This is a genomic window from Pedobacter sp. MR2016-24 (assembly GCF_026239655.1).
Lineage (GTDB): Bacteria > Bacteroidota > Bacteroidia > Sphingobacteriales > Sphingobacteriaceae > Pedobacter.
Map to the genome: position 1 here is coordinate 338,975 of NZ_JAPIVO010000006.1, position 24,497 is coordinate 363,471.

20 protein-coding genes, 6 tRNA genes and 1 riboswitch are annotated in these 24,497 nt (G+C 40.2%); of the genes, 15 read left to right on the forward strand and 11 right to left on the reverse strand.

The window, feature by feature from the left end:
- Window positions 1–179: 179 nt before the first annotated feature.
- Genes thrA through thrC form a run of 3 tightly spaced genes read left to right on the forward strand, consistent with a single transcriptional unit; the run spans window position 180 to window position 4,881 of the window.
- A complete protein-coding gene (gene thrA / locus OQX62_RS17790; protein ID WP_265832972.1) occupies window positions 180–2,627 on the forward strand; it encodes a bifunctional aspartate kinase/homoserine dehydrogenase I in 2,448 nt (815 codons plus the stop codon).
- Window positions 2,624–3,559, forward strand: a complete 936-nt coding sequence (locus OQX62_RS17795; protein WP_265832973.1) for a homoserine kinase — start codon at window positions 2,624–2,626, stop codon at window positions 3,557–3,559. Before thrA ends, OQX62_RS17795 begins: the two co-directional genes overlap by 4 nt.
- An 11-nt stretch (window positions 3,560–3,570) precedes the next feature.
- Complete coding sequence (thrC, locus tag OQX62_RS17800) at window positions 3,571–4,881, forward strand: threonine synthase (RefSeq protein ID WP_265832974.1); 1,311 nt, start codon at window positions 3,571–3,573, stop codon at window positions 4,879–4,881.
- 56 nt (window positions 4,882–4,937) lie between these two features.
- On the opposite strand, the gene OQX62_RS17805 is transcribed toward thrC, so the two are convergent.
- The 6 genes from OQX62_RS17805 to murQ form a co-directional block, all read right to left on the reverse strand.
- On the reverse strand, window positions 4,938–5,375 hold the full coding sequence (locus OQX62_RS17805; RefSeq protein ID WP_265832975.1) for an META domain-containing protein: 438 nt from the start codon (window positions 5,373–5,375) through the stop codon (window positions 4,938–4,940).
- A gap of 76 nt (window positions 5,376–5,451) precedes the next feature.
- A complete protein-coding gene (gene metF, locus OQX62_RS17810) occupies window positions 5,452–6,405 on the reverse strand; it encodes a methylenetetrahydrofolate reductase [NAD(P)H] (RefSeq protein ID WP_265832976.1) in 954 nt (317 codons plus the stop codon).
- Between the two features lie 8 nt (window positions 6,406–6,413).
- Entirely contained in the window at window positions 6,414–10,073 is a 3,660-nt protein-coding gene (gene metH, locus OQX62_RS17815) for a methionine synthase (RefSeq protein ID WP_265832977.1), read from the reverse strand.
- A 119-nt stretch (window positions 10,074–10,192) separates the two neighbouring features.
- A riboswitch (SAM riboswitch) is annotated at window positions 10,193–10,301 on the reverse strand.
- Window positions 10,302–10,423: 122 nt separating this feature from the next.
- Window positions 10,424–11,176, reverse strand: a complete 753-nt coding sequence (locus OQX62_RS17820) for a Bax inhibitor-1/YccA family protein (protein WP_265832978.1) — start codon at window positions 11,174–11,176, stop codon at window positions 10,424–10,426.
- Between the two features lie 50 nt (window positions 11,177–11,226).
- Window positions 11,227–11,796: a hypothetical protein gene (locus OQX62_RS17825; RefSeq protein ID WP_265832979.1), complete on the reverse strand. Its 570-nt coding sequence runs from the start codon at window positions 11,794–11,796 to the stop codon at window positions 11,227–11,229.
- A gap of 6 nt (window positions 11,797–11,802) precedes the next feature.
- Window positions 11,803–12,609 (reverse strand): N-acetylmuramic acid 6-phosphate etherase, encoded by an 807-nt coding sequence (gene murQ / locus OQX62_RS17830; protein ID WP_265832980.1) that lies wholly within the window; start codon window positions 12,607–12,609, stop codon window positions 11,803–11,805.
- Window positions 12,610–12,845: 236 nt separating this feature from the next.
- Between murQ and OQX62_RS17835 the strand changes: the two genes are divergently transcribed.
- On the forward strand, window positions 12,846–14,453 hold the full coding sequence (locus OQX62_RS17835; RefSeq protein ID WP_265832981.1) for a S41 family peptidase: 1,608 nt from the start codon (window positions 12,846–12,848) through the stop codon (window positions 14,451–14,453).
- A gap of 18 nt (window positions 14,454–14,471) precedes the next feature.
- Here the strand turns inward: OQX62_RS17835 and der are convergent, their stop codons facing one another.
- Both der and era read right to left on the reverse strand, forming a co-directional pair.
- Complete coding sequence (gene der, locus OQX62_RS17840; protein WP_265832982.1) at window positions 14,472–15,773, reverse strand: ribosome biogenesis GTPase Der; 1,302 nt, start codon at window positions 15,771–15,773, stop codon at window positions 14,472–14,474.
- A gap of 48 nt (window positions 15,774–15,821) precedes the next feature.
- Complete coding sequence (gene era / locus OQX62_RS17845; protein WP_265832983.1) at window positions 15,822–16,700, reverse strand: GTPase Era; 879 nt, start codon at window positions 16,698–16,700, stop codon at window positions 15,822–15,824.
- Between the two features lie 111 nt (window positions 16,701–16,811).
- On the opposite strand from era, the gene OQX62_RS17850 reads away from it, so the two are divergent.
- The 6 genes from OQX62_RS17850 (at window position 16,812) to OQX62_RS17875 (ending at window position 17,452) form a co-directional block, all read left to right on the forward strand.
- A tRNA-Met gene (locus tag OQX62_RS17850) sits at window positions 16,812–16,884 on the forward strand.
- Window positions 16,885–16,924: 40 nt separating this feature from the next.
- Window positions 16,925–16,996, forward strand: a tRNA-Glu gene (locus OQX62_RS17855).
- A gap of 46 nt (window positions 16,997–17,042) precedes the next feature.
- A tRNA-Met gene (locus tag OQX62_RS17860) sits at window positions 17,043–17,115 on the forward strand.
- Window positions 17,116–17,158: 43 nt separating this feature from the next.
- Window positions 17,159–17,230: transfer RNA gene (locus tag OQX62_RS17865), tRNA-Glu, on the forward strand.
- A gap of 36 nt (window positions 17,231–17,266) precedes the next feature.
- Window positions 17,267–17,339 (forward strand) — tRNA-Met (locus OQX62_RS17870).
- Between the two features lie 41 nt (window positions 17,340–17,380).
- Window positions 17,381–17,452, forward strand: a tRNA-Glu gene (locus OQX62_RS17875).
- Window positions 17,453–17,580: 128 nt separating this feature from the next.
- On the opposite strand, the gene OQX62_RS17880 is transcribed toward OQX62_RS17875, so the two are convergent.
- On the reverse strand, window positions 17,581–17,802 hold the full coding sequence (locus tag OQX62_RS17880) for a hypothetical protein (protein WP_265832984.1): 222 nt from the start codon (window positions 17,800–17,802) through the stop codon (window positions 17,581–17,583).
- A 128-nt stretch (window positions 17,803–17,930) separates the two neighbouring features.
- Here OQX62_RS17880 and OQX62_RS17885 point away from each other — a divergent pair, with 128 nt between their 5' ends.
- Window positions 17,931–18,533, forward strand: coding sequence for a hypothetical protein (locus OQX62_RS17885; RefSeq protein WP_265832985.1), 603 nt, complete (start codon window positions 17,931–17,933; stop codon window positions 18,531–18,533).
- Here OQX62_RS17885 and OQX62_RS17890 read toward each other — a convergent pair.
- Together OQX62_RS17890 and OQX62_RS17895 are read right to left on the reverse strand one after the other, a co-directional pair.
- Entirely contained in the window at window positions 18,520–19,248 is a 729-nt protein-coding gene (locus OQX62_RS17890; protein ID WP_265832986.1) for an esterase family protein, read from the reverse strand. The two genes, OQX62_RS17885 and OQX62_RS17890, sit on opposite strands and share 14 nt — an antisense overlap.
- Before the next feature lie 58 nt (window positions 19,249–19,306).
- Complete coding sequence (locus OQX62_RS17895) at window positions 19,307–19,900, reverse strand: GDSL-type esterase/lipase family protein (protein WP_265832987.1); 594 nt, start codon at window positions 19,898–19,900, stop codon at window positions 19,307–19,309.
- Between the two features lie 162 nt (window positions 19,901–20,062).
- On the opposite strand from OQX62_RS17895, the gene OQX62_RS17900 reads away from it, so the two are divergent.
- The 4 genes from OQX62_RS17900 (at window position 20,063) to OQX62_RS17915 (ending at window position 24,497) form a co-directional block, all read left to right on the forward strand.
- Complete coding sequence (locus tag OQX62_RS17900) at window positions 20,063–20,569, forward strand: GbsR/MarR family transcriptional regulator (RefSeq protein ID WP_265832988.1); 507 nt, start codon at window positions 20,063–20,065, stop codon at window positions 20,567–20,569.
- Between the two features lie 71 nt (window positions 20,570–20,640).
- Complete coding sequence (locus tag OQX62_RS17905; RefSeq protein ID WP_265832989.1) at window positions 20,641–21,006, forward strand: hypothetical protein; 366 nt, start codon at window positions 20,641–20,643, stop codon at window positions 21,004–21,006.
- Window positions 21,007–21,027: 21 nt separating this feature from the next.
- Window positions 21,028–21,939: a TIGR01777 family oxidoreductase gene (locus tag OQX62_RS17910; protein ID WP_265832990.1), complete on the forward strand. Its 912-nt coding sequence runs from the start codon at window positions 21,028–21,030 to the stop codon at window positions 21,937–21,939.
- Window positions 21,940–21,992: 53 nt separating this feature from the next.
- Complete coding sequence (locus tag OQX62_RS17915) at window positions 21,993–24,497, forward strand: hybrid sensor histidine kinase/response regulator (protein ID WP_265832991.1); 2,505 nt, start codon at window positions 21,993–21,995, stop codon at window positions 24,495–24,497.

The window sequence follows — 24,497 nt, forward strand, 5'->3', positions numbered from 1 at the left end:
AACGTAGCTGCAGCAAAAAACTATGAACATTAACTCAACTATTACATCCATTATTATTACCACCACCGGCTATTCCGGGAGGCAGGTGAGCTAATGGTATAAATTGAAAAAATAAAGAAACCACATTAAGCGCCTTCCTCTAATCAGGGAAGGCGCTTTTTTTTTAACTTGAAACAAATATGAAGATTTTAAAATTTGGAGGTACATCAGTTGGTTCCGCAGCGAGTATCAGTACACTGATTGATGTGATCCGGCAATCCGGTCAGGACGATTATCCGGTAGTTGTATTGTCAGCCATGCATGGCGTAACCAATCTTCTACAGTCCATGGCAGAAAAAGCGCAGGTAGCGGGAGACTATGCAACTGAACTGAAGGAAATTGAAAACAAGCATTTTGAGGCTGTAAAAACATTATTGCCAGCATCGGCACAAAATCCGGTATTCACTAAATTAAAGATATATTTTAATGAGCTGGAGGATATCCTTCAGTCCGTATATCATTTGAAAGAATTAAGTCCGCAGACCAGGGACCTGATCCTGAGTTATGGTGAGCGTTGTTCAACATTTATGGTAAGCCACATTGCCAGGCAGAGTTTTTCCAATGCGCTTGCAGTTGATGGTGCCGAACTGATTAAAACTGATAGTAATTTCGGGCAGGCTAAAGTAAATACGGAATTAACAGAGATGCTGATTCAGGATTTCTACAACGCAAATAAGGAACAGCTTTTATTTGTAACCGGATTTATCGCGAGTAACAACGAAGGAAGAATCACCACACTGGGCAGGGGAGGTAGTGATTTCACTGCAGCCATATGGGGATCTGCACTTAATGTAAGTCAGATCGAAATCTGGACAGATGTAGATGGTATGTTAACAGCTGATCCAAGAATGGTGGAGAAAGCATTTTCACTGCCTGAGTTGAGTTATACGGAAGCTATGGAGCTGTCCTATTTTGGTGCGAAGGTGATTTATCCGCCAACGATGATTCCTGCTTTCCTTAAAAAGATCCCTATTGTTATAAAGAATACATTTAATGTGGATTTTACAGGTACTTATATCCGTCATGGTGGAAATGTATCAGATTTACCTATTAAAGGAATCTCATCGATAGATGAAATTAGTGTGCTGAATTTATCTGGCAGTGGTATGGTAGGTAAAGCCGGCTTTAGCGGTCGTCTCTTCTCTTTATTATCACGGGAGCAGATCAATGTAGTGCTTATTACACAATCATCTTCCGAACACAGTATCACTTTTGCAGTTAAACCTGCAGATGCATTAAAAGCACTTGCTATTATTAGTAAGGAATTTGAACTCGAACTGCAGGCCAAGAAACTGGAATATCCGCAGGTAGAAAATGGCCTGTCTATTCTTGCCATTGTTGGGGAGAATATGAAACATACGCCTGGTATGTCCGGCAAGTTATTCTATGCCTTAGGTAGAAATGGAATTAACGTGCGTGCGATTGCACAAGGGTCTTCAGAATATAATATATCAGTAATCGTTTCTAAAACAGATCTCTCAAAAGCTGTAAATGCGGTCCATGATGCCTTTTTTGCAGATCTTAAAAAGACACTCCATGTATTTTGCCTTGGTACAGGCAACATTGGCAAAACGTTATTCCGTCAGTTACTGGTACAAAGTCCTTTACTGGCAAAAAACAATGATCTTGAAGTAAAGGTGATGGGGATCAGCAATACACGTCAGATGTATTTAAGCAATGAAGCGCTGGATCTTGAAAATTGGGAAAGTGAACTGGAACAGCATGCTGAGCCGGCAGATCTTAAAGAATTTGTGCAGAAGATGAAAGCGATGAACCTGCCTAATTGTGTATTTGTAGACAATACAGCGAGTGCCAATCCGGTTAATTTTTATCAGGAAATTCTGGAATCAAGTATTTCTATTGTGACCTGTAATAAAATTGGCAATTCTGCTGAGTATGCGCAGTATGAGTCATTTAAAAATGCTGCCCGTAAATATGGTGTGGATTTCTATTATGAGACAAATGTCGGTGCAGGTTTGCCGATAATACGGACGCTGAAGGACCTGATGATGAGTGGCGACAATCTATTTAGTATTGAAGCTATTCTTTCAGGAACAATCTCTTATATATTCAATAATTTCAAAGATGAAGTCCGTTTCCATGAGATTGTAAAAGATGCACAGGAAAAAGGATATACGGAACCAGATCCGCGTGATGATCTAAATGGAAAGGACTTTATGCGCAAGATGCTGATTCTTGCCCGTGATGCTGGTTATCCGCTGGAAGCTGAAGATGTAAGTATTCAGAGTATGCTGCCACCGGCATGTATGGCTGCAGAAAGTGTGGCTGATTTTTATCAGGAACTGGAAAATAATGCCGCTTATTTCGAAGACCTTAAAAAACAGGCAGCCGATGGCGGAAAGGTATTGAGGTATATCGGTAAGCTGGAGGATGGAAAAGTAGCCATTACTTTACAGATGGTAGATGATGCACACCCGTTTTATATGCTTTCGGGCAGTGATAATATCATCTCGTTCACAACAGATCGTTATAAGGTGCGTCCCTTAGTGATCAAAGGTCCTGGTGCAGGTGCTGAAGTTACAGCTGCGGGTGTATTTGCTGACATTATAAACGTAGGCAAGAAATGAGAAATTCAGTAAAAGTTTTTGCCCCGGCTACTGTTGCAAATGTAGTCTGTGGATTTGATGTCCTTGGTTTTGCGGTGAATGCCCCGGGCGATGAAGTAATTATGCACCAGACAGATAAACCAGGTGTGATCATCACAAAAATTACCGGTGATGATGGTCGCCTGCCACTCGACCCTGCAAAAAATACGGTAAGTGCCAGTGTGCAGGATTACTTAAAACATATTGGTCGCCCTGACGCAGGTATATCTATTGAATTGCATAAAAAGATGCCAATTGGCAGCGGATTAGGTTCAAGTTCTGCAAGTACTGTCGCGGGTTTGTTTGCTGTTAATACTTTGTTTAATAACCTGCTGACTAACCAGGAGCTTGTTCCTTTCGCCATGAAGGGCGAAGAACTGGCCTGCGGCTATGGTCATGCAGATAACGTAGCGCCTGCACTGCTTGGCGGTTTTGTACTGATCAGAAGTTACGAGCCACTGGATGTAATTTCATTACCTTTTCCCGAAGAAATGTATGCTGCAATAGTGTACCCGGAAGTAGATGTACCTACAAAAGATGCGCGTCAGATGATTCGTTCTAAAGTTTTGTTAAAAGATGCGGTAAAACAATGGGGAAATGTTGCAGGATTAGTGACCGGTTTATTTATGAAGGATTATGATCTGATTGGCCGTAGCATGGTTGATGTACTGGTTGAGCCTACCCGCTCTATCTTAATTCCTGATTTCTATAAAATGAGAAGTATTGCCATGGAAACTGGTGCAATTAGTTTTGGCATTTCGGGCTCGGGTCCTTCTGTTTTTGCATTGACAAAAGACGAAGCTACCGCTCAGCTGATCACAGCAGCGCTGCAAAAGCAGTTGAAATCAATTCAGATCAATAGTCTCTCATTCGTGTCATCAGTCAACAAAAAAGGCCCGGTAATACTTGATTAAAATATAAGATAATGAAATTATACAGTACCAATAACCGTGATTTAAAAGTAGATTTTCAATCGGCTGTTTTTAACAGTATGCCTCAGGATAAAGGCTTATATATGCCGGTAATTATTCCTGTGCTGGACAATGAATTTCTTCAGCACCTGGATCAATATACCTTGCCGGAAATTGCTTATACAATAGCTTCTGCGTTGTTACAAGATGATATTCCGGCAGATGATCTGAAAGCTATTATTGAGGATGCAATTAACTTTAATGCGCCGGTAAAGCAGTTAAATGAAAAGACTTATGTACTTGAGTTGTTTCATGGACCATCTTTGGCTTTTAAAGATTTTGGTGCCCGTTTTATGAGCCGTATTATGGCTTATTTTCTGAAAGACAACGAGAAGATGCTGGATGTGCTGGTAGCTACTTCAGGTGATACAGGTGGTGCCGTTGCACTCGGTTTTCTGGGAGTTCCGAATACGCGTGTAACTATTCTGTATCCTAAAGGTAAAGTGAGCGATATTCAGGAACTGCAGCTGTGCAGCAATGGAGAAAATATCAGGGCGATAGAGATTGATGGGACGTTCGACGACTGTCAGCATTTGGTGAAACAAGCTTTTGCGGATGAAGAACTGAACGCTGTGCTCAGGCTTACTTCGGCAAACTCAATCAATATCTCCCGACTGATCCCGCAGACTTTCTATTATTTCAATGCTGTTGCACAGTTATACCGTGCCGGTAAAAGAAAGGTAGTGTTTTCAGTTCCTAGTGGAAATTTCGGCAATATAGGTGCTGGTTTATTAGCATATAAGATGGGATTGCCGGTAGCAAAGTTCATTGCCGCAACAAATGCAAATGATACTGTTCCAAGATTTATGGAAAGTGGGGTGTATGAAACAAGACCTTCTGTACAAACCTATGCCAATGCAATGGATGTTGGGGCACCGAGCAACTGGGTTAGAATAATGGATATGTTTGAAGGGGACAGAGATCAACTGGCACAGATTGTAAAAAGCTACCGTTATACGGATGAGGAAACAGTAGGCGCTATCGCAGAGATCTACAAACAATTCAATTATGTAGCTTGTCCGCATACCGCTATTGCATGGCTCGCTGTTCAGGATTATCAAAAACAATACTCATCAGCAGACGATACCTTTGTATTTTTATCGACGGCCCATCCATGCAAGTTTCCTGATGTATTTACCGAGGAAATAGGAGCTGAAATAGTTATTCCTTCACAGGTGGAAGTATTGAAAAGTAAGGTAAAGCAGGCGACTTCGATGCAATTTGATTTTGAAGATTTTAAGCATTTTCTGCTTGCATCTAATTAAAATAAAGAAGCAGGGCTGCTCATAAACCGCCTCTGCTTCTTTATTTAAAAATAATCCTATTTTATTTTATGGAACCTCATGATCGCAATATCGCCCATCAGGAAGTTCAGCGTAGTATCACCAGTAATGGTGTACTTATTTACCTTTTTTATTGTTTCAAGAAAAATAGCTTCACCTTCGCCCGGGCAAGCCATTTTGGTCATTATCAATGGCTCATTGAAGTTAATGGAGGTGTCATCCGCGATCAGTTTCCCTGAAAAAGAATTACAGCTGCTATTACCTGTTACTCTTTTCTCCTGAATGTCGAAAGCAAGTACTGGCTTTTTACCAGGATACAGGCCATTGAATGCTATTCTTGGACCAGAAACATAATCGAGTTCCCAGGTTCCGCCTAACTTAGATAGGTCAGAACTTGCCTCAACTACATTTTTCAGCGTATTACACGCAGATAACGTACCCATAACCGCAAGTACTACCAATGTCATTCTTCTCATAGCAATCTCCTTAGATAGTGGAATGTACAAAGAATCTGCCAAAAAAATTGCAGATAAGTAAAATGGCCTTCTAATTTTAAAATATTGCCTGGGCAATTCTCTTGGTAGGTTCCGGATTACTCATGGTATAAAAGTGCAATACCGGAGCACCTACATTAATTAACTCTTTGCACTGCTGTATCATCCATTCAATTCCAACTTCTTTTACTTCTTTCTCATTTTTACATTGCTGTACAGCTTCAGTCAGGTCTTCTGGTAAATCAATGTGGAAAATTTTAGGCAGGCTGATCAGCTGTTTAGAAGAAGTTATCGGTTTTAAACCGGGAATAATGGGGACATTTATCCCGTTACTCCGGCATTGCTCAACAAATTCGCAATACTTTTTATTGTCAAAAAACATTTGTGTAACAATAAATTCGGCACCCATTTCTACCTTTTTCTTCAGGTATTTAAAATCTGTCTTCAGGTTAGGCGCTTCAAAATGTTTCTCCGGATAACCCGCTACACCAATACAAAAGTCTGTCTGGAAAGCAGAGTGATCTTCAAAAAGATAGCGACCGTTGTTCATATCTGTTACCTGACCTAATAAATCCGTAGCGAAAGCGTGGCCTCCCGGTGTGGGAATAAAAGACGAATCAGCATGACGTGCATCGCCACGCAATACCAGTACATTATCTATACCCAGAAATTGCAGGTCAATCAATGCATTTTCTGTTTCTTCTTTTGTAAAACCACCACAGATCAAATGAGGCACCGCATCTACTTTATATTTGTTCATGATTGCAGCACAGATGGCAACTGTACCCGGACGTTTCCTGTAGGAAACTTTTTCCAGTAAACCATTGTCATGCTGTTTATAAATATAATCTTCCCTATGATAGGTTACATCAATAAACGGGGGGTTGAATTCCATTAGGGGATCAATAGCATCGTATATATCGGTGATACTTTTCCCTTTAACAGGTGGCAGCAATTCAAATGAGAAAAGGGTTTTGCCCTCAGCGTTGGTGATATGGTCGGTGATTTTCATTTTAAGGTTTAATAAGCTAAATTCGGGCTAAGCCATCTTTCTGTATCTTCCAGGGACATGTTTTTTCTTACTGCATACTCTTCTACCTGATCTTTGGTGATCTTTCCCAGGCCGAAATATCTTGATTGGGGGTGTGCAAAATAAAATCCGCTTACTGCTGCGGTAGGGTACATTGCAAAACTTTCAGTGAGGCGAAGTCCGATTTTTTGCTCGGCACCAAGCAGCTCAAAAAGCGTTTCTTTTTCTGTGTGATCGGGACATGCCGGATAACCCGGAGCAGGACGGATTCCCGTGTACTCCTCTTTAATGAGATCTTCACTGCTTAAATGCTCGTCTTTTGCATATCCCCAGTATTCCTTACGTACCAGCTCATGCATACGCTCAGCAAAGGCTTCTGCTAAACGATCTGCCAGTGCTTTTGCCATGATACTGTTATAATCGTCATGATTGGCTTCAAATTCTGCCACCATTTCGTCGCATCCTATACCTGTTGTTACCGCAAAACCACCAAAATAATCCTGTACGCCGGTCTCTTTGGGTACAACAAAATCTGAAAGCGCATAATAAGGTTCACCAGCTACTTTTTCTGCTTGCTGACGTAAGGTATGTATCGTAACAGGCTGACCTTCTGCTTCGAGTAAAATGTCATCACCAACAGCATTTGCCGGCCAGAAGCCAATTACTGCCTTCGCCGTAAGCAATTTCTCTGCAACGATTTTTTTTAATAATACCTGCGCATCATCAAATAGTTTTCTGGCTTCGTCACCCACCAGCTTATCGTTAAATATTTTAGGGTAACTTCCTCTGAGTTCCCAGGTATGAAAAAATGGAGTCCAGTCAATATAAGGAACAAGTTCCTCCAGCGAATAATCTTCGAAAGTTTTTGTTCCCGTAAACGCAGGAGCGGGAGCTACCAGCTCCGGATCTATCTGGAATTTATCGGTTCTGGCCTCTTCAATTGTCTTAAAGCGTTTGTCTGATCTTTTATTTAAATGTGCCTCCCGTGCTTTATCGTATTCCAACCTGATATTGTCGATATAGGCGCCTCGGGTATCCGGGTTCATCAGGGTGCTGCAGACCGTTACACTTCTTGATGCGTCCAGCACATGAATTGCTGCACCAGAATAATTAGGAGCGATCTTAACGGCTGCATGAATTCTGGACGTAGTGGCGCCACCTATCAGCAGTGGTACCGTAAAACCTTCACGTTCCATTTCTTTAGCAAAATGTACCATTTCATCCAGAGAAGGAGTAATCAATCCGCTAAGGCCGATAATATCAGCATTGATCTCTTTTGCTTTTTTGATGATTTCCTGGGCAGGAACCATTACACCCATATCTACAATCTCAAAATTATTACAGGCCAAGACCACACCTACAATATTTTTTCCGATATCGTGTACATCACCCTTTACTGTGGCCAGAAGAATTTTTCCGGCAGATGAACTCTGATCTCCGTCCGGATTATCCAGTTTTTCCTGTTCAATAAAAGGAAGAAGATAAGCTACCGCCTTTTTCATTACCCTGGCAGACTTCACTACCTGTGGCAGGAACATCTTTCCGGCACCAAAGAGATCACCAACAATATTCATTCCGTCCATTAAAGGACCTTCAATTACATGAATTGGTCGCGGGTATTGCTGTCTTGCTTCTTCCACATCATCATCCAGGTATTCAATAATCCCTTTAACAAGTGAGTGGGAGAGGCGGGATTCTACCGATTCTTTTCTCCATTCTTCATCCTTGACCAGTTCTTTTCCTTTCGACTTCACTGTTTCGGCAAAGTCTACAAGTCGTTCTGTTGCATCTTCTCTTCGGTTCAGCAATACATCTTCCACCCGTTCCAGCAGATCTTTTGGGATAGCCTCATAAACTTCCAGCATCCCTGCATTTACAATTCCCATATCCAGACCAGCTTTAATCGCATGGTATAAAAATGCGGAATGCATCGCTTCACGAACCGTATTGTTACCTCTAAAAGAGAAGGATATATTAGAAACACCACCACTCACTTTTGCGTAGGGCAGATTTTCTTTAATCCATCTGGCGGCATTGATAAAATCTACTGCATAATTATTATGTTCTTCCAGTCCGGTTGCAACGGTTAATATGTTCGGATCAAAGATGATATCTTCTGCAGGAAAACCTATTTCTCCAACCAGGATATCGTAGGAACGCTTGCATATTTCTTTTCTGCGTTCAAAATTATCAGCTTGTCCGTCCTCATCAAAAGCCATGACTACTACGGCAGCGCCATAGTTCATAATTTTTCGGGCACTTTCCCGGAATTTATCCTCACCCTCTTTTAAAGAAATGGAGTTGACAATTCCTTTTCCCTGCAAACACTTCAATCCGTTCTCAATTACGCTCCATTTTGAGCTATCTACCATGATTGGTAGTTTAGAAATGTCAGGTTCTGAAGCAATCAGGTTTAAAAACTTAGTCATTGCAGCTTCAGAATCAAGCATCCCTTCATCCATGTTCACATCAATTACCTGAGCCCCGCCTTCAACCTGTTGTCTGGCTACAGCTAGTGCAGCTTCATAATCGCCGCTCAAAATCAATTTGGAGAATTTAGGTGATCCGGTGATATTCGTTCTTTCACCAATATTAACGAACATACTTTCAGGAGTGATCGTTACGGGCTCTAAGCCACTTAAACGCAGATAGCGTTCCAGAACAGGTATTTTTCTTGGGGTAATATTTTTGGCCTTAGCTGCGATGGCAGCAATATGGTCTGGTGTAGTTCCGCAACAACCACCAACAATATTCACAAAACCGTGCTCAATAAAGTCTCCCACAAGTAGCGCAGTTTCACCTGGCATTTCATCGTATGCGCCAAATTCATTCGGCAAACCTGCGTTTGGATAAGCAGAAACATAACAGCCTGCTTTTGAAGAGAGCTCCTCAATATGCGGCCTCATATCTTTCGCACCTAAAGCACAGTTAAACCCGATGCTCAATGGTTTTGCATGGATAATCGAATTTAAGAAAGCTTCTACTGTCTGGCCTGATAAGGTCCTGCCGGAAGCATCAGTAATCGTTCCCGAGATCATAATCTCTAGTTTACGACCAATGATTTCTTCATATTTTTTAATGGCAAATATGGCTACTTTGGCATTTAACGTATCAAAAATCGTTTCTATTAATAATACATCTGCACCGCCATCAACCAAACCTTTTACCTGTTCATAGTAAGCATCCATCAGCTGGTCGAACGTAAGTGCCCGGTAGCCCGGATCGTTCACATCAGGAGAAAGTGATAATGTGCGGTTTGTGGGACCAATGGCTCCTGCGACAAAACATCTGCGGTCAGGATTAGCAATCATAAATTCATCAACCGCCTCCCTGGCTATTTTGGCGCCCTCATAGCTCATTTCATAATCCAATTCTTCCATCTGGTAATCTGCCAGTGAAATACGCTGAGTACTAAAAGTATTGGTCTCAATAATGTCGGTACCTGCTTTTAGGTATTCCGTATGTATAGCTTTGATGATATCCGGACGTGTGATATTCAGCAGGTCGTTATTTCCTTTTACATCACATGGGTGATCTTTAAAGCGCTCACCCCTGAAATCTTCTTCCGTCAGGATATAGCGCTGGATCATTGTACCCATTGCACCATCTATAATTAATATTCTTTTTTCTAATTCTTCTCTAATGCTCATTGTGTATGTTGATGCGTAACCCTTCGGGACATATCTTAAACTACTCTACAGAATATTTTAACAGATGTAAAAAAGGTTATTAAACGGGCTTATTCGAAAATCCGGGTGGATCGACTTCTAACTTATCTTTCAGGAACGTACGTAACGTTCTAGTAGAATGTAGCACCTTGTAAGCACAGGTTGCTAAGACATCGCAGGGTCTAATCCCTCCGTCTTTCTTTATAAGCGGATACAAAAATGCAATAAAGAAAAATCAATTCCAAGGAATTGCTGTGTAAACCCAATAAAATTGCAAAGGCCACGCAGTTTTGCGTAGCCTTCGATATAATATTCTGAAATTCCGGGATTAACTATTTTCTTCCGCCAAATATTCTTAATAGGAACAAGAAGATATTCAGGAAGTCAAGATACAATGATAACGCACCCATTATAGCTAATTTCTTAGTATCATCAGCAGCGATAGCATCTCCGTTTTCTTCAATTCCTGCACCGATACGTTTCAATTTCTGTACGTCATAAGCCGTTAATGCGGTGAAGATTGCTACACCTACAAAACTCATTACATAATCAAATCCAGGACTTTTTAACCACATATTGATCAGACTGGCAATAACCAATCCAATCACACCAACCATAAGGATTGGTCCGAATTTACTTAAGTCGGTATTCGTAGTATAACCCAATACAGCCATTAAACCAAAAATTCCGGCAGCAGCTGCAAAACAGCCGATCACTGAACCCGAAGTATAAATCAGTAAGATAAAACTCAGGCTGACCCCTGTTAGTACCGAATATAAGATGAAAACCCCTATTAAAGCACCATATGATAGCTTACTTAAACCTGCGCTCATCAATAAGACAAGTCCGAGTGGAGCAAACATCACTATATAACCCAGTATAGAAAGTCCGCGTGTTTCAGGATTAATCAGGTATTGTAACATTTCAGGCGTATTAGCCATATACAATGATGAAAGTGTCGAAATACCCAAAGCCACGAACATCCATAAGAATACGCTTGCAAAGAACTTCTTTGCTACAGCACCAGTCTGGTTCTCTACAAAGACTGACTTTTGAGACCAGTTGTAATCATTATTGTTATCCATTTGTGTTTAAATTTTAATTAAATATACAAGTTATTTTAACCAAGCAAAAGTTATGCCCCTAGTCTTTTTGTCAGAATTTCTTCAACTTTATGGAAGATCTGGATAGGTTTGAGGGTCCTCCATGCCAAATCGTCAAGCTGTCCACCAAAGTTGATATAATAGTCAATATTGCTGCTTCTGAATTCTTCGATTACATGCGGCATAAAATTAACTCCGGAAATCCAGCCTTCATCCACATCCTGAAACCATTCCTCATAGTAACTGTCTTCAGAGGAATGAAAGTTGAGAATATTCTCGCCAATCAGGATAAACTTATTTATCCCTTCGTCTATCATGAGCTCAAGTATCTCCCGTTTCAGTAACATGATATCATTAGATATCGCATCGTTCCATTCGCCTATAAATTCTATAATCGCATAATTATGGTCGTAGTCCACATATAATACTTTAATATACAGCGTACTGGAACCAAAATCATCCCATTGCGGGTGAATCAGAAAGTTGTATAACTGTTTATCGTAGTAAAACTCCGAATACTCTGTGTTATAAAATGGGGATCGCGGATCTTCAGCGGCGATGTAATCATCCCGCCAGCGGTAATATGGTTCTATTTCGTGCATTGCCCTTTATTTATTGCTGGCTTCTACAGCTTTTCTTACGCTTCCGTAGCGGATGAGCAAGTCTTCAGCTTCTTTATAATCAATGTTTAATTCCGTCATGACCATCAGCGTACCTCTGTCTACCAGCTTATGATTGGTTAACTGCATATCTACCATTTTATTGCCTTTAACACGTCCAAGTTTGATCATGACAGTGGTGCTCAGCATATTCAGTACTAATTTTTGTGCAGTGCCCGATTTCATTCTCGTTGAGCCGGTTAGAAACTCCGGACCTACAACTACCTCTACAGGAAAGTCACTGGCTTCAGCTACAGGCCCGCCTTCATTGCAAACGATACATCCCGTCAATACCCCATGCGCCTTGGCTGTTAATAAGCCGCCAACTACATAAGGTGTTGTTCCTGAAGCTGCAAGTCCGACTAAACAATCCTTTTCATTAATATTGAATTCTTTAAGGTCTGCCCATGCCTGTTGGGCGTCATCTTCTGCATTTTCTACTGCTCGCCTGATGGCTTTATCTCCCCCTGCAATAATACCCACTACCTCGTCAAAAGGAACACCGAAAGTAGGAGGGCATTCTGATGCATCAACTACACCCAGCCTGCCGCTGGTGCCTGCGCCAATATAAAAAAGCCTTCCACCGGCTTTCATCCGTTCAGCAACAGCTACAACTAGTCTCTCTATTTGCGGGAGAGATTTTTCTACTGCTAAAGGAACTGTTCTATCCTCATTATTGATGCCTTTAAGAATTTCCAGGACTTCCATTTTATCAATGTTGTTGTACTTTGATTCTTGTTCGGTTACACGTATCATATGATAAAATTTACATTGTTACTATTTTTGCCTTAAACAGATCTTCTGCAAAGCGACGGGTAAGATGACGTAAAAATCAGCAATTTCTTTTTAACGACTGCTATTAATTCAAAAAATGGTAAAATCTTCCGAAGCTATCAGACAATTGATATGAATTTATAAAAAACAAATAGAAATCAGGCACGTTAATGAATAATTGACAGGGTAATTTTATAGCTTTGTGCAACAACTTTTACATGAAACCAACTACCCGCCAGAATCTTCTTATTGCGCTTACTTATTCAGCTACTTTGATTGGCGGGATGTTCCTGGGCTATAAGTTTTTAAAGGATCAGGGTTTCACCTTTCAGAGGAATGTACAGTATGCAGATAACAACGCAGAAAAAGTTGATCAGATCATCAATCTGATTAATAGAAATTATGTTGATGAAATTGATGCAGATACCTTAAGTCATACCGAGATTGACAGCTTATTGCACCAACTGGATCCGCATAGTGTGTATTTACCACCAGCTAAGGCAAGCGAGCAAACAGAAGTGCTGGAAGGCAGTTTTGACGGAATAGGAATCGAGTATTACATCCTGAAGGATACCCTGTTGGTTGTCAATGTGATAAAAGACGGACCTGCCGCTAATGCCGGTCTGAAGCTTGGAGATAAAATTCTCAAAATTGACAGTGTTTTTGTAAGTGGTAAAAAATTACCGCGTGAAAAAATGATCGGTAAGATCAAAGGCAGGAGTGGTACTCCTGTACAGCTCCTGATCGTGCGTGCCGGAAATAACCATCCTTCGCTGCTTACAGTCAAACGTGGTCGTGTAAACGTAAGTAGTATTGATGCTGCCTATATGATTAGTAATGAAGCGGGATATATACGGATTAGTGAATTCGGTGCAAATACGGATAAGGATTTTGTGGAATCGGTAAGAACGCTCAAAACTAAGGGAATGAAAAAGTTAATACTTGATCTCCGTGACAACGGGGGAGGGTATCTTACTGCGGCAACGGGGCTTGCCAATCAGATTCTTCCTGAAAATAAACTCATTGTATATACTCAGGGTAAACATGAACCCCGCACAGACTATATCGCGACAGGCGGTGGAGAGTTTGAAGATGGAAAGCTGGCTGTATTAATTAATGAAAATTCCGCTTCTGCAAGTGAAATTCTTGCTGGCGCTGTGCAGGATCTGGACAGGGGAATTATTATCGGTCGCCGTTCTTTTGGGAAAGGATTGGTTCAGGAGCAGTTTCCATTTGGTGACGGATCTGCATTGAATCTGACAATAGCACGTTATTACACGCCTTTAGGGCGTAGTATTCAAAAATCGTACAAAAAGGGATACACTGCTTATCAGAATGAAATAGATGACCGTTTTAATGATGGGGAACTGACAGAAAAAGTATTGAGTTCAAAAGATAGCCTGAAAAAAAATGCTGCTTTTATTACCGGATCGGGAAAGAAGGTGTTTGCAGGAGGCGGTATACAACCGGATATTTATGTGAAGATGGATACCACAGGGATGAATAAATTCTATGGGGCATTGCTGACCAAAAAAGTATTGGTGGACTATGTGTTTGATGTCCTGGCAAATCGTTATACAGCGGACTATCTGGAGCAGAATCTCTCCTCATTTACCATCAGCGATACTGATTATAAGGATTTTGTCAAGTTTGTACAGGGAAGGAATATTCAGGTGGATAACAAACAGCTTGTCGCTGCTAAACCTGTAATATACAATGATCTTAAAGCTTTACTTTATAAGTATCATTTAGGAGATGCCGGATATTATAAGGCATTAAATTTAAATGATAGTATGGTTAAGCAAGCTTTATCAAGTCTGCAATAACCATACTCATTTGATGTCTTATTTCTGTCTGAAATAAATCTGTATCGGTACACCAGAAAAATCGAAGTTTTCACGTAATTTGTTCTCAATGAAACGTTTATACGGCTCTTTAATGTATTGAGGCAGGTTACAGAAGAAAGCAAACATTGGAGATGTCGCGTTGATCTGTGTTACATATTTGACCTTGATGTATTTTCCTTTTAAAGCTGGTGGCGGATAATTTTCAATGATAGGTAACATCACGTCATTCAATTTAGAAGTTGGAATCTTCTTTCCTCTGTTCTTGAATACTTCAAGAGCCGTTTCAACGGCTTTAAAAATACGTTGTTTTGAAATCACCGAAGTAAAGACAATCGGCACATCAGTGAAAGGCTGTAATTTCTGACGGATCTGCTCTTCAAATGCCTTCATTGTTTTATTGTCCTTTTCTACTAAATCCCATTTATTCACCAGGATGACGATACCTTTTTTGTTTTTCTCTGCAAGGTGGAAAATATTCACGTCCTGCGACTCCAAGCCGTCTACTGCATCTATCATCAGGATCACAACATCAGCCTCTTCAAGGGCTTTAATTGTACGCATTACAGAATAAAACTCAATGTTCTCTTTTACCTTTGTTTTTTTACGCAGACCAGCCGTGTCAATAAACATGAACTCATGGCCGAACTGGTTGTAGTGAATATGGATTGAATCACGTGTTGTACCTGCAATAGGTGTAACGATATTTCTTTCCTGACCCATCAGGGCATTGATCAATGATGATTTACCTACATTAGGTCGACCTACGATAGTCAATTTAGGTAGTCCGTTATCTTCAAGAGGAATATCTTCAAAATGAGTGATCACTTCATCCAGCAGATCACCTGTACCGGAACCCGTCATAGACGATATGGTATAGATTTCTCCAAGTCCGAAGCCGTAAAATACAGCAGCATCATTTTCAAGAGAAGTGTTATCTACTTTATTTACAACGATAAATACAGGTTTTTTACTTCTGCGGAGCAATTGGGCGATATCATCGTCCAGGTTGGTAATGCCTGTCACTACATCAACCATAAAAAGAATCACTGAAGCCTCTTCGATGGCGATTACTACCTGTTCACGGATAGCTGCTTCAAAAACATCTTCAGAATTTGCTACATAACCGCCGGTATCGATTACCGTAAATTGCTTGTCTGTCCACTCCGCAACGCCGTAATGACGATCGCGTGTTACACCACTGAAATCATCAACAATAGCTTTACGACTTTCAGTTAAGCGGTTAAAAAGGGTAGATTTGCCTACGTTCGGTCTTCCGACGATTGCTATAATGTTACTCATGTGTTTTTATTGAATTGTATTAATTATTAAGGGGTTGCAAAGGTAGGTTTAATTTTCGTACCCGAAACTTTTTAAATAGTTCTTTTTACTTCTCCAGTCAGGAAGTACCTTTACGAACGTTTCAAGGAACACTTTCTGGTCTAAAAACTTTTCAATATCCTTACGTGCTTCAGTTCCAACCTTTTTCAGCATTGCACCGCCCTTGCCAATCAGGATATTTTTTTGTGAATCCCGTTCAACAATGATCTCGGCACTGATGCGCGTAATTTTTTCTTCCTCTTTAAAGGACGTGATCAGCACCTCGGTACTATATGGAATTTCTTTCTGATAATTATTGAAGATTTTTTCCCTGATAATTTCTGAGACAAAGAAACGCTGAGTCTTGTCCGTCAGATCTTCTTTATCATAATAGGGTGGATGCTCAGGAAGGTAATCAAGTACCATCTCCATAATTCCTTCCAGATTATATTTGTGCAGCGCAGAGATAGCGAAAATATGTTTAGGTTTAAGCAGTTCCTGCCAGTACGCCTGCTTCTCATCTACCTGCTCCTGTGTAGCACCATCAATCTTATTGATCAGTACAATCATAGGGATAGTAGAGTTGATTATTTTTTCGAGTACATCGTTTTCATCGTACTGTTCATTGATATCTGTGACGAACAAAATAAGATCAGCATCACTTAGTGCTCCTTTCACAAAATTCATCATAGAATCCTGCAGTCCATAACGCGGTTTTATGATGCCAGGCGTGTCCGAAAAAACAATTTGATAACTTTCTTCATTGACCATTCCTAAAATACGGTGACGTGTTGTCTGGGCCTTTGGAGTGATGATCGATAGCTTTTCCCCCACCAGGGCATTCATTAACGTGGATTTCCCCACATTTGGTTTACCTATTATGCTTACGAAACCTGCTTTATGTGACATTGAATTTTTTTTAAAAATAAATTTGCATTGCAAAGAAACGAAATATATCTTTGCAGACCAATTTAAAACAAACGAAGATTAATTCTTTAAGCGTTTTAACTTGATAAATAGTGCGGGGTGGAGCAGTTGGTAGCTCGTCGGGCTCATAACCCGAAGGTCATCAGTTCGAGTCTGGTCCCCGCTACCTGGAGAAGCATAACCTGCAAAGGTGAGTCGCTTCAAATGGCCCGTTCGTCTACCGGTTAGGACGCCAGATTTTCATTCTGGAAATAGGGGTTCGATTCCCCTACGGGCTACATAAAAACGCTAGTTGCACACTAGCGTTTTTGATTAACAACATAGTGCGGGGTGGAGCAGTTGGTAGCTCGTCGGGCTCATAACCCGAAGGTCATCAGTTCGAGTCTGGTCCCCGCTACCTGGAAAACTTTTAACATGCACAGTTAATCGTTTTATAGTGCGGCCCGTTCGTCTAGGGGTGAGGACGCCAGATTTTCATTCTGGTAACAGGGGTTCGATTCCCCTACGGGCTACTCAATTTATTGAGTAAACCAATATTAAAAATATAGTGCGGGGTGGAGCAGTTGGTAGCTCGTCGGGCTCATAACCCGAAGGTCATCAGTTCGAGTCTGGTCCCCGCTACCTGGAGAAGCAGAACCTGTAAGGGTTAGTCGCTTTGAAATGGCCCGTTCGTCTACCGGTTAGGACGCCAGATTTTCATTCTGGAAATAGGGGTTCGATTCCCCTACGGGCTACACAAACCCGCTTTACGAAAGTAGAGCGGGTTTTTTTGTAGGATAATAACCACTATATGGGAGATGGTTAAAATGAAAAATTCCTGCTCAATCATCTTGGCAGGAATTTTATCAGTATTTTATTTGCTTTAAATGTTATTTACTTCAAATCCCCCATAAGAGAGCATTTCGGCATTATGAGAAACGATCAGGTTAAGCTCTAGTCTCTCGATCAGATCCTTCGCCTGGGTAATGTTGCGGTGCATGTCGCGAATGCCCCTGATCTCAATTCCTTTTGCCATCAGTTTAAATTTATTTGGCTCAAATTTGTCAATGAATTTTTGCAGGTCTGAGCTGATATTTATTTCCATTTTTTTCATGTTAAATTCTAACACAAAACAAAGCTTATAGTTTTAACTTATTGGTTAGTTAATGTTATGTTACTTGTTGGCTATTAAATTGTGATTGATGATCATTTATCTACCTTTGTAATTCACTTATGAAGATTCAGTTGCCTGCAAAAAATATATTCACGTTAATATTTCAAGTCATTGCACTATTTATAGCCGGTGCGTCATATAGTCAGCAAATTAAAGATTATAAATCCATGCTGGACGAAAGGCCTTATTTTGTAGATCATCAGGTTGTTCCTGCAGATTCGCTGTTTTTACGTGACGTAGATATTCTAAAGCATTTGGGAAGCTTTGACAACGTGGATCTTCAATTATTGAAAGGTAATGTGTTGAAGGAGATTATGGCTATCGAGATGGAAAAGGGACGCACAGCTACTTATCGTACTATCATAGACTTCATGATTGATTATAAAAAAACGCCGGCCTACAAAGATTTTGTGGATGGGGTATTGCTATATAAAGAACTGGAGAACAAAAAAGTTAATATTAAAAACTGGGAGTTGGATAAAAGCCTTTTTATCAAGTTAGGATTCGTTCAAAGTGATCTCGATGATTTTAAAGATTGGATAACTAAGGAGCAAAATTCAGGTTTGACTTATAAAGAAGCATATATACGATATATGAAAGAAATAGATGCTATGACTGCTCCGACTCCTGTTAAAAGAGATGAATCAACTATAGATAAATAGCGAGCATCTGTTTCCAGTATTTCGATCGGTGTGCTTCGCCACCCCAAATATAAAATTCGTGTTGTATTTCTTTGTCCCATAATATACGGTCCAATTGACGATTGTTTTCCAGAAAAGCGTCATGCTCTCCTACAGCAATCGTTATACTCAGTTTTCTAAGTTCACTGAGCAGGTTCGGATCACTAATATTAGAGAGATACTGGTTTGGGGAGTTAAAATAAATCGTTTCATTACGGTAGCCCTCTAATAAGTCCTGAAAATCTCCCATTTGTTGTGTCAGATCATAACGTCCGCTCATGGCCACAATTTTTTTGAATAACCTGGGATGCTTAAATGCAATATTAACGGCATGAAAGGCACCCATGCTACAGCCTGCAGAGATAATATTGTTATCGGTGTTTTGCTGGTAGATAAAGGGTATAACTTCTTCAAGGATATAGCGCTCGTACTGCAGGTGTTTGTTGATTTTCTCTTCCGGAGAAGTCTGCGAATTATAAAAAGCTTCCTGATCAATACTATCTACACAATAAATTTGTAATAAACCGCTGTCTATTTTATCCTGTAAGGTGCCTATCATACCCCAGTTTTCATAATCAAAGAATCTGGCTGAGCGTGTGGGGAAAAATAATACAGGCGTTCCTGTATGCCCGAAAACGAGCAATTCCATTTGTCTTCCGATTGATTGACTGTACCAGTTATGATAGGCTCTTTTCATGCACAATAAAACTAGTTAAGCAAACCCATATTAAGATTAAATGTCCATTAAATCTACGTCATGATAACGTAAGTTCTTTTAAAACAAGGTCTTTCCATAATTTATAACCTGCTATACTCAGATGAAGTCCGTCGGTGTCGAAATATTTCGACTGTGGTTGTCCGTCAGGACCTAACATATGCGGGGCGATATCAACAAACTTCCAGTTTTTTTCCTTTTCTTTTATTTCATCTGAGATCAGTTTGTTTGCGTATTCAAACGAACTATGCAGATTCCAGCGCTTTATACTGGGCTTAAGGGAAATGAAATAACATGGAATAGTTCCATAAGTCTCCTTTATTTTGATCACTAAAGCCTGGAAGAATATGAAAACCTCTTCTGGTGTTCTTCCATCACCCAAATCGTTATCTCCTGCATAGAAGATAATTCTTTTCGGAGCGTAGGGGCGTACGATTCTATCAAAGAACCATACACAGGCAGCCAAAGTAGAACCGCCGAAACCAAGGTTTACCGGAGCATAATTTTTGAAATCTTCAGGAAGCGTTTCCCATAACCTGATGGAGGAACTGCCATAAAAAATAGTTTCAGGTTCAGCTATTAGCTTTTCCCTTTTAGCGACCAGGCTCTTGACTTCTTCTTCGTACCAATACATAAGACAATTTTAATGATAAATTTTGGTAACCGTGCCTGCAATTTCTTTTAATTAATATCGGTCTGCTGCTGGCCAGCAGATTTAAATCTGTAAATGCCAACTGTTTTTTTTATTAAACTTCCAATAATATTTGAAAGTTTAATAAGTTTACTATCTTTGTATATGGAATTACCTGAAGCAAAGCAGAAGTTTATAGAGTCATGGGGGAAATTGGGCTCTGAGTGGGGGATTAACAGAACAATGGCACAAGTGCATGCCTTGTTACTTCTTTCACCTGAGGCTTTAACAACTGAAGATATCATGCTGGAATTAAATATTTCCAGAGGAAACGCCAATATGAATCTCCGCGACTTAATGGATTGGGGACTTATAGATAAACAACTGAAGCCGGGCGAGCGAAAGGAATACTTTTTTGCTGATAAAGATACATGGAATATAGCCAGACAAGTAGCTAAAGAGAGAAAGAGAAGAGAACTGGATCCTGTTATAAAGGTTTTAAATGAACTCTCCACGATTAAGGGGGATGATAAAGATCCTGCATATAAAACTTTTAAAAAGTCTGTTTCTGATATCAATAAGCTGGCGGGAAATGTAAATAAAACGTTAGAGATGATGTTAAAAGCAGAAGAAGGCTGGTTTTGGAAATCCATCTTTAAACTATTTAAATAGTTTTTTTATTTGTTAATAAGTTTCAATTATTACTGAAAGTATAATAATATCAACAATTAAATCTAAATATCATGAATTACTTTATCATAACTTACGCTATCTATCTGGTTATCAGTATTGCGCTGACAATTTGGGTAGCCCGGGTTTTATTTAAAAATGGAAGAATATTCCTGGTAGATATTTTTCACGGGAATAACCTTCTGGCCGATTCAGTGAACCGTCTTCTTTTGGTCGGGTTTTACTTGGTTAATATTGGCTACATGAGCCTGGCGCTAAAAGAAGCCGGTACTATACCAGATATCCAGGTGGTTGTAGAAGTGCTTAGTCGTAAAGTAGGCTGGATTATTCTCATTTTGGGCGGCATGCATTTTCTTAACCTCCTGATCTTTTTTAAACTGAGAACGAGGGCTCAGCAACAAAAACAGGTAAATCAGTAAAATAATTTAATCGATAAAACTATGTCAAAAGTTATTCTCGCAGGAGGTTCAGGATTTATAGGTACTATGCTGGCCGACCATTTTATGTCAAAAGGAGATGAAGTAGTTGTTTTCAGCCGTTCTCCTCAAGCTGGTTCTACTGGTGTTAAAAGTATCTATTGGGATGCTGTTACACTGGGAGAATGGGTACAGGAACTTGAAGGTGCAGATGTACTCATCAATCTCACCGGCAAAAGTGTGAATTGCAGGTATAATGCTGAGAACAAAGCATTGATCCTTTCTTCCAGGATCAATGCAACTAACGTATTAGGTGAGGCTTTGAAGAAAGTAAAGCATCCTCCGGAATTATGGATGAATTCTGCATCTGCCACAATTTATCGCCATGCACAAGATCATCCTCAGGATGAGGAAACAGGAGAGAAAGGCAAAGGCTTTTCTGTAGAGGTATGCGAAGCCTGGGAGAAGGCTTTTTATGCGCATCAAATAGAAGGTGTGCGTCAGTCAGCACTGAGAATTGCCATCACGCTCGGTAGCAATGGAGGTGTTTTTCCTTACTATCACCATCTGGCCAAATACGGATTAGGTGGCATACAAGGAGATGGAAAGCAATATTTTAGCTGGATCCATGAAGATGATCTGAAAGGAATTATTGATTTTATTATTGAACATAAGGAAATTGAGGGTACATTAAATGTTTCTTCGCCTCATGCCATCAGGAATGCTGAACTAATGCAGCATTTCAGAAAGGCAGCAGGTATGCCTTTTGGTCTTCCTGCCACAAAATGGATGCTTCAGATAGGTACATGGGCGTTGCGTACGGAGACAGAACTGATTCTGAAAAGCAGGTGGGTTGTGCCCAGTAGACTACTCGATTTAGGATACGTTTTTAAAGTGCCTTACATTGATCATGCCATAGCTAAATGTCTTAAATAAACAAATTTACTTCCGGCATTGTTATCTTTACAGTATATATTTCAAACTATAGAATGATAGGTGTTTCCCAGAAAAGTTTTCTCAGTGCGGCAAAAGGTAAGATTATAGTTGGTTTTATACTTGCCTTTTTTGCGCTGTTTCTGGCCTGGGGCGTCAGTAAAATTGCATTCAATGAAATGCTGGCTACTGTAGATACCATCTCCACACCTAATGCAAAACTTAGGGTTGTAAATGCAATTTCGAGAAAGGTATCCGGTCTTGATCAGCAGCAAAAGAAACTGGCTTTTAACTCTCCCGGAAAAAATGATAATTATTCGAGGGAGTCTTCCGACCTAAGATCTCTTTTGGATACACTTTCGGGATTATATGTAAATGATGCGGTACAGCTGGCGCGAATCAAGTCTATTAAGCGACTTTTAGTGGAAAGGGACAAACAGTTTGTCAACTACTTAAAAGTGCGTGAGCGACTGGTAAATGACCAGTATTTTACATCTGAAGTGCAGAAACTGAATGATCTCGTAGCGCAAAGTCCGCAACAGCAGGATAGTACTGTGGTCACTACAGAAAAAAAAACATCCACTGTTACTATATTTCCTGGCGATGAAGAAAGAAGGAAGGGCTTCTTCAATCGCTTATTTGGTAAAAAGAAAGCTGAAGTTGACGCTAATCAATCTTATCAGCTTACCAATGAGGAAAAAATTAAAAGAGACACCATAGCTTTATCAGGTGATACTATAATTGCAAGGGGTTTTAAAAAATCTCTCCGCACTATTGAAAAAGAACAGCGGATTAAAAGCGCTCGTTTTCTAAGCCGCGAGGCTGAACTGGCAAATGCAAATAACCAGTTAATTAACCAGATGCTGGATATTATCAGAAAAGTTGAAGCGGAGGTTGTTGCGCAGATAGAACAAAATGGTATTGAAGCAAAGGCCGTTGTAAATACAGGTATTGAGCGAATCAGTTTCATTATGATCGGATTTTTTCTGCTCACAGTGGTATTATTGTATTTGATTTTAACGGACATTACAAGAAGCAATAAGTACAGAAAAGATCTGGAAGCTGCCAGAGATGAAGCCGAATACCACGGTATGGCTAAACAACGCTTTTTGTCTAATATGAGCCATGAAATCAGAACCCCTTTACAATCAATTATCGGCTATGCGGAGATTATCCGTAGTCAGGATCACCCCAAACAAAAAGATATAGAGGCTATATATCATTCGTCAGAGCATTTATTGCAGATTGTAAACGAAATTCTCGATTACAACAGGATTATATCCGGAAAATTCACTTTCCAGACCAAGCGTTTTAACATCGTTAACCTGCTGGATGAAGTAATCTCTGTCATGAGACCACAAGCAGAACAGAAACAGCTGCAAATGCGGACGGAGGTTACATTACATGATATAGAACATATTGTTGGTGACCCTTTTCGCCTGAAACAAATCTTATATAACCTGCTGAGTAATGCCATTAAGTTCACGCAAAGCGGAGAAGTGGTCTTATCCGTTTTTTATAAACGGCAATCCGACCAGCTGCATTTTACTTTCATTGTAAAGGATACTGGTATTGGTTTGTCGGAAGCCGATGCGGCAAGAGTTTTCAATGAATTTGAGCAGATTGATTCGCCCGACAAAGAAGTGATCAATAAAGCCGGTGCCGGATTAGGCCTCACCATTATTAAATCGCTTATAGAGAATCAGGATGGGCGGATTTATCTGAAAAGTAAGCAGGGAAGGGGAAGTACGTTTACGGTTTACCTGACCTTTACTGTGGCGCCGGAAAGTAAAAAAGTGGAAAAGGTTAAGCAAATAACCCAGACGATCTATACCACTGATAAAGTTTGGGTAGTTGATGATGACCAATTGATTCTTGATCTCTGTGATATTATCTTTTCTAAGCAAGCGATTGATCACCTGTGTTTTAGTTCTCCGTTAAAGATGCTTGAGTCTGACTGGGATCCGGCAGTGAAATTTATCCTCATGGATATGCGTATGCCAGAATTGTCAGGCGTAGAGTTATGCCATCTGATGCGGGAAAAAATTCCTGCTGATGTAAAAATTTATGCGATGACCGCGCAGGTACTTCCTGAAGAACTCGAAGAAGTACTTAACCAGGGGTTTGATGGATTAATCATGAAGCCGTTCCGGGAGAGTGATCTGCTTGTGGTATTTAATAATGGCGAGGTGATTATAGCGGATAAACAGGATTTCTCTTCCATACAATTGGATACAAGTGTTATCGAAAAAATGACCTTTGGCGATGAGGAATTGCTGTTGAAAATATTAAACAGATTTAAAGATGATTGTTTAATTGATACGGCAGAACTGGAAAAAAGTCTGACGGATAATGATCAGCCGCTTGCCCGTTTGATTGTACATCGTATTGCGGGAAGAACAGCACAGATGGGCTCAGGGAAGTTAGCAGCTGATTTCAGGGAAATGGAAATTGAAATCGCCGGCAAGCAAAACATGGATGATGACCTGAAGCTGAAAATACGGGAACTGATTTCGGGTCTACATTTCCTGATGACGCTGGTTGACAAAAAGATCAAATGA

Excerpts from the sequence above, each read along its gene's own strand:
- OQX62_RS17795 (WP_265832973.1), top strand. The coding sequence starts at position 2,624 with ATGAGAAATTCAGTAAAAGTTTTTGCCCCGGCTACTGTTGCAAATGTA.
- OQX62_RS17905 (WP_265832989.1), top strand. The coding sequence starts at position 20,641 with ATGAATTACTTTATCATAACTTACGCTATCTATCTGGTTATCAGTATT.
- thrC (WP_265832974.1), top strand. The coding sequence starts at position 3,571 with ATGAAATTATACAGTACCAATAACCGTGATTTAAAAGTAGATTTTCAA.
- murQ (WP_265832980.1), bottom strand. The coding sequence starts at position 12,609 with ATGATACGTGTAACCGAACAAGAATCAAAGTACAACAACATTGATAAA.
- OQX62_RS17895 (WP_265832987.1), bottom strand. The coding sequence starts at position 19,900 with ATGTATTGGTACGAAGAAGAAGTCAAGAGCCTGGTCGCTAAAAGGGAA.
- OQX62_RS17835 (WP_265832981.1), top strand. The coding sequence starts at position 12,846 with ATGAAACCAACTACCCGCCAGAATCTTCTTATTGCGCTTACTTATTCA.
- OQX62_RS17885 (WP_265832985.1), top strand. The coding sequence starts at position 17,931 with ATGAAGATTCAGTTGCCTGCAAAAAATATATTCACGTTAATATTTCAA.
- OQX62_RS17805 (WP_265832975.1), bottom strand. The coding sequence starts at position 5,375 with ATGAGAAGAATGACATTGGTAGTACTTGCGGTTATGGGTACGTTATCT.
- OQX62_RS17915 (WP_265832991.1), top strand. The coding sequence starts at position 21,993 with ATGATAGGTGTTTCCCAGAAAAGTTTTCTCAGTGCGGCAAAAGGTAAG.
- OQX62_RS17890 (WP_265832986.1), bottom strand. The coding sequence starts at position 19,248 with ATGAAAAGAGCCTATCATAACTGGTACAGTCAATCAATCGGAAGACAA.
- metF (WP_265832976.1), bottom strand. The coding sequence starts at position 6,405 with ATGAAAATCACCGACCATATCACCAACGCTGAGGGCAAAACCCTTTTC.
- OQX62_RS17825 (WP_265832979.1), bottom strand. The coding sequence starts at position 11,796 with ATGCACGAAATAGAACCATATTACCGCTGGCGGGATGATTACATCGCC.
- OQX62_RS17880 (WP_265832984.1), bottom strand. The coding sequence starts at position 17,802 with ATGGAAATAAATATCAGCTCAGACCTGCAAAAATTCATTGACAAATTT.
- der (WP_265832982.1), bottom strand. The coding sequence starts at position 15,773 with ATGAGTAACATTATAGCAATCGTCGGAAGACCGAACGTAGGCAAATCT.
- metH (WP_265832977.1), bottom strand. The coding sequence starts at position 10,073 with ATGAGCATTAGAGAAGAATTAGAAAAAAGAATATTAATTATAGATGGT.
- OQX62_RS17900 (WP_265832988.1), top strand. The coding sequence starts at position 20,063 with ATGGAATTACCTGAAGCAAAGCAGAAGTTTATAGAGTCATGGGGGAAA.
- thrA (WP_265832972.1), top strand. The coding sequence starts at position 180 with ATGAAGATTTTAAAATTTGGAGGTACATCAGTTGGTTCCGCAGCGAGT.
- OQX62_RS17820 (WP_265832978.1), bottom strand. The coding sequence starts at position 11,176 with ATGGATAACAATAATGATTACAACTGGTCTCAAAAGTCAGTCTTTGTA.
- era (WP_265832983.1), bottom strand. The coding sequence starts at position 16,700 with ATGTCACATAAAGCAGGTTTCGTAAGCATAATAGGTAAACCAAATGTG.
- OQX62_RS17910 (WP_265832990.1), top strand. The coding sequence starts at position 21,028 with ATGTCAAAAGTTATTCTCGCAGGAGGTTCAGGATTTATAGGTACTATG.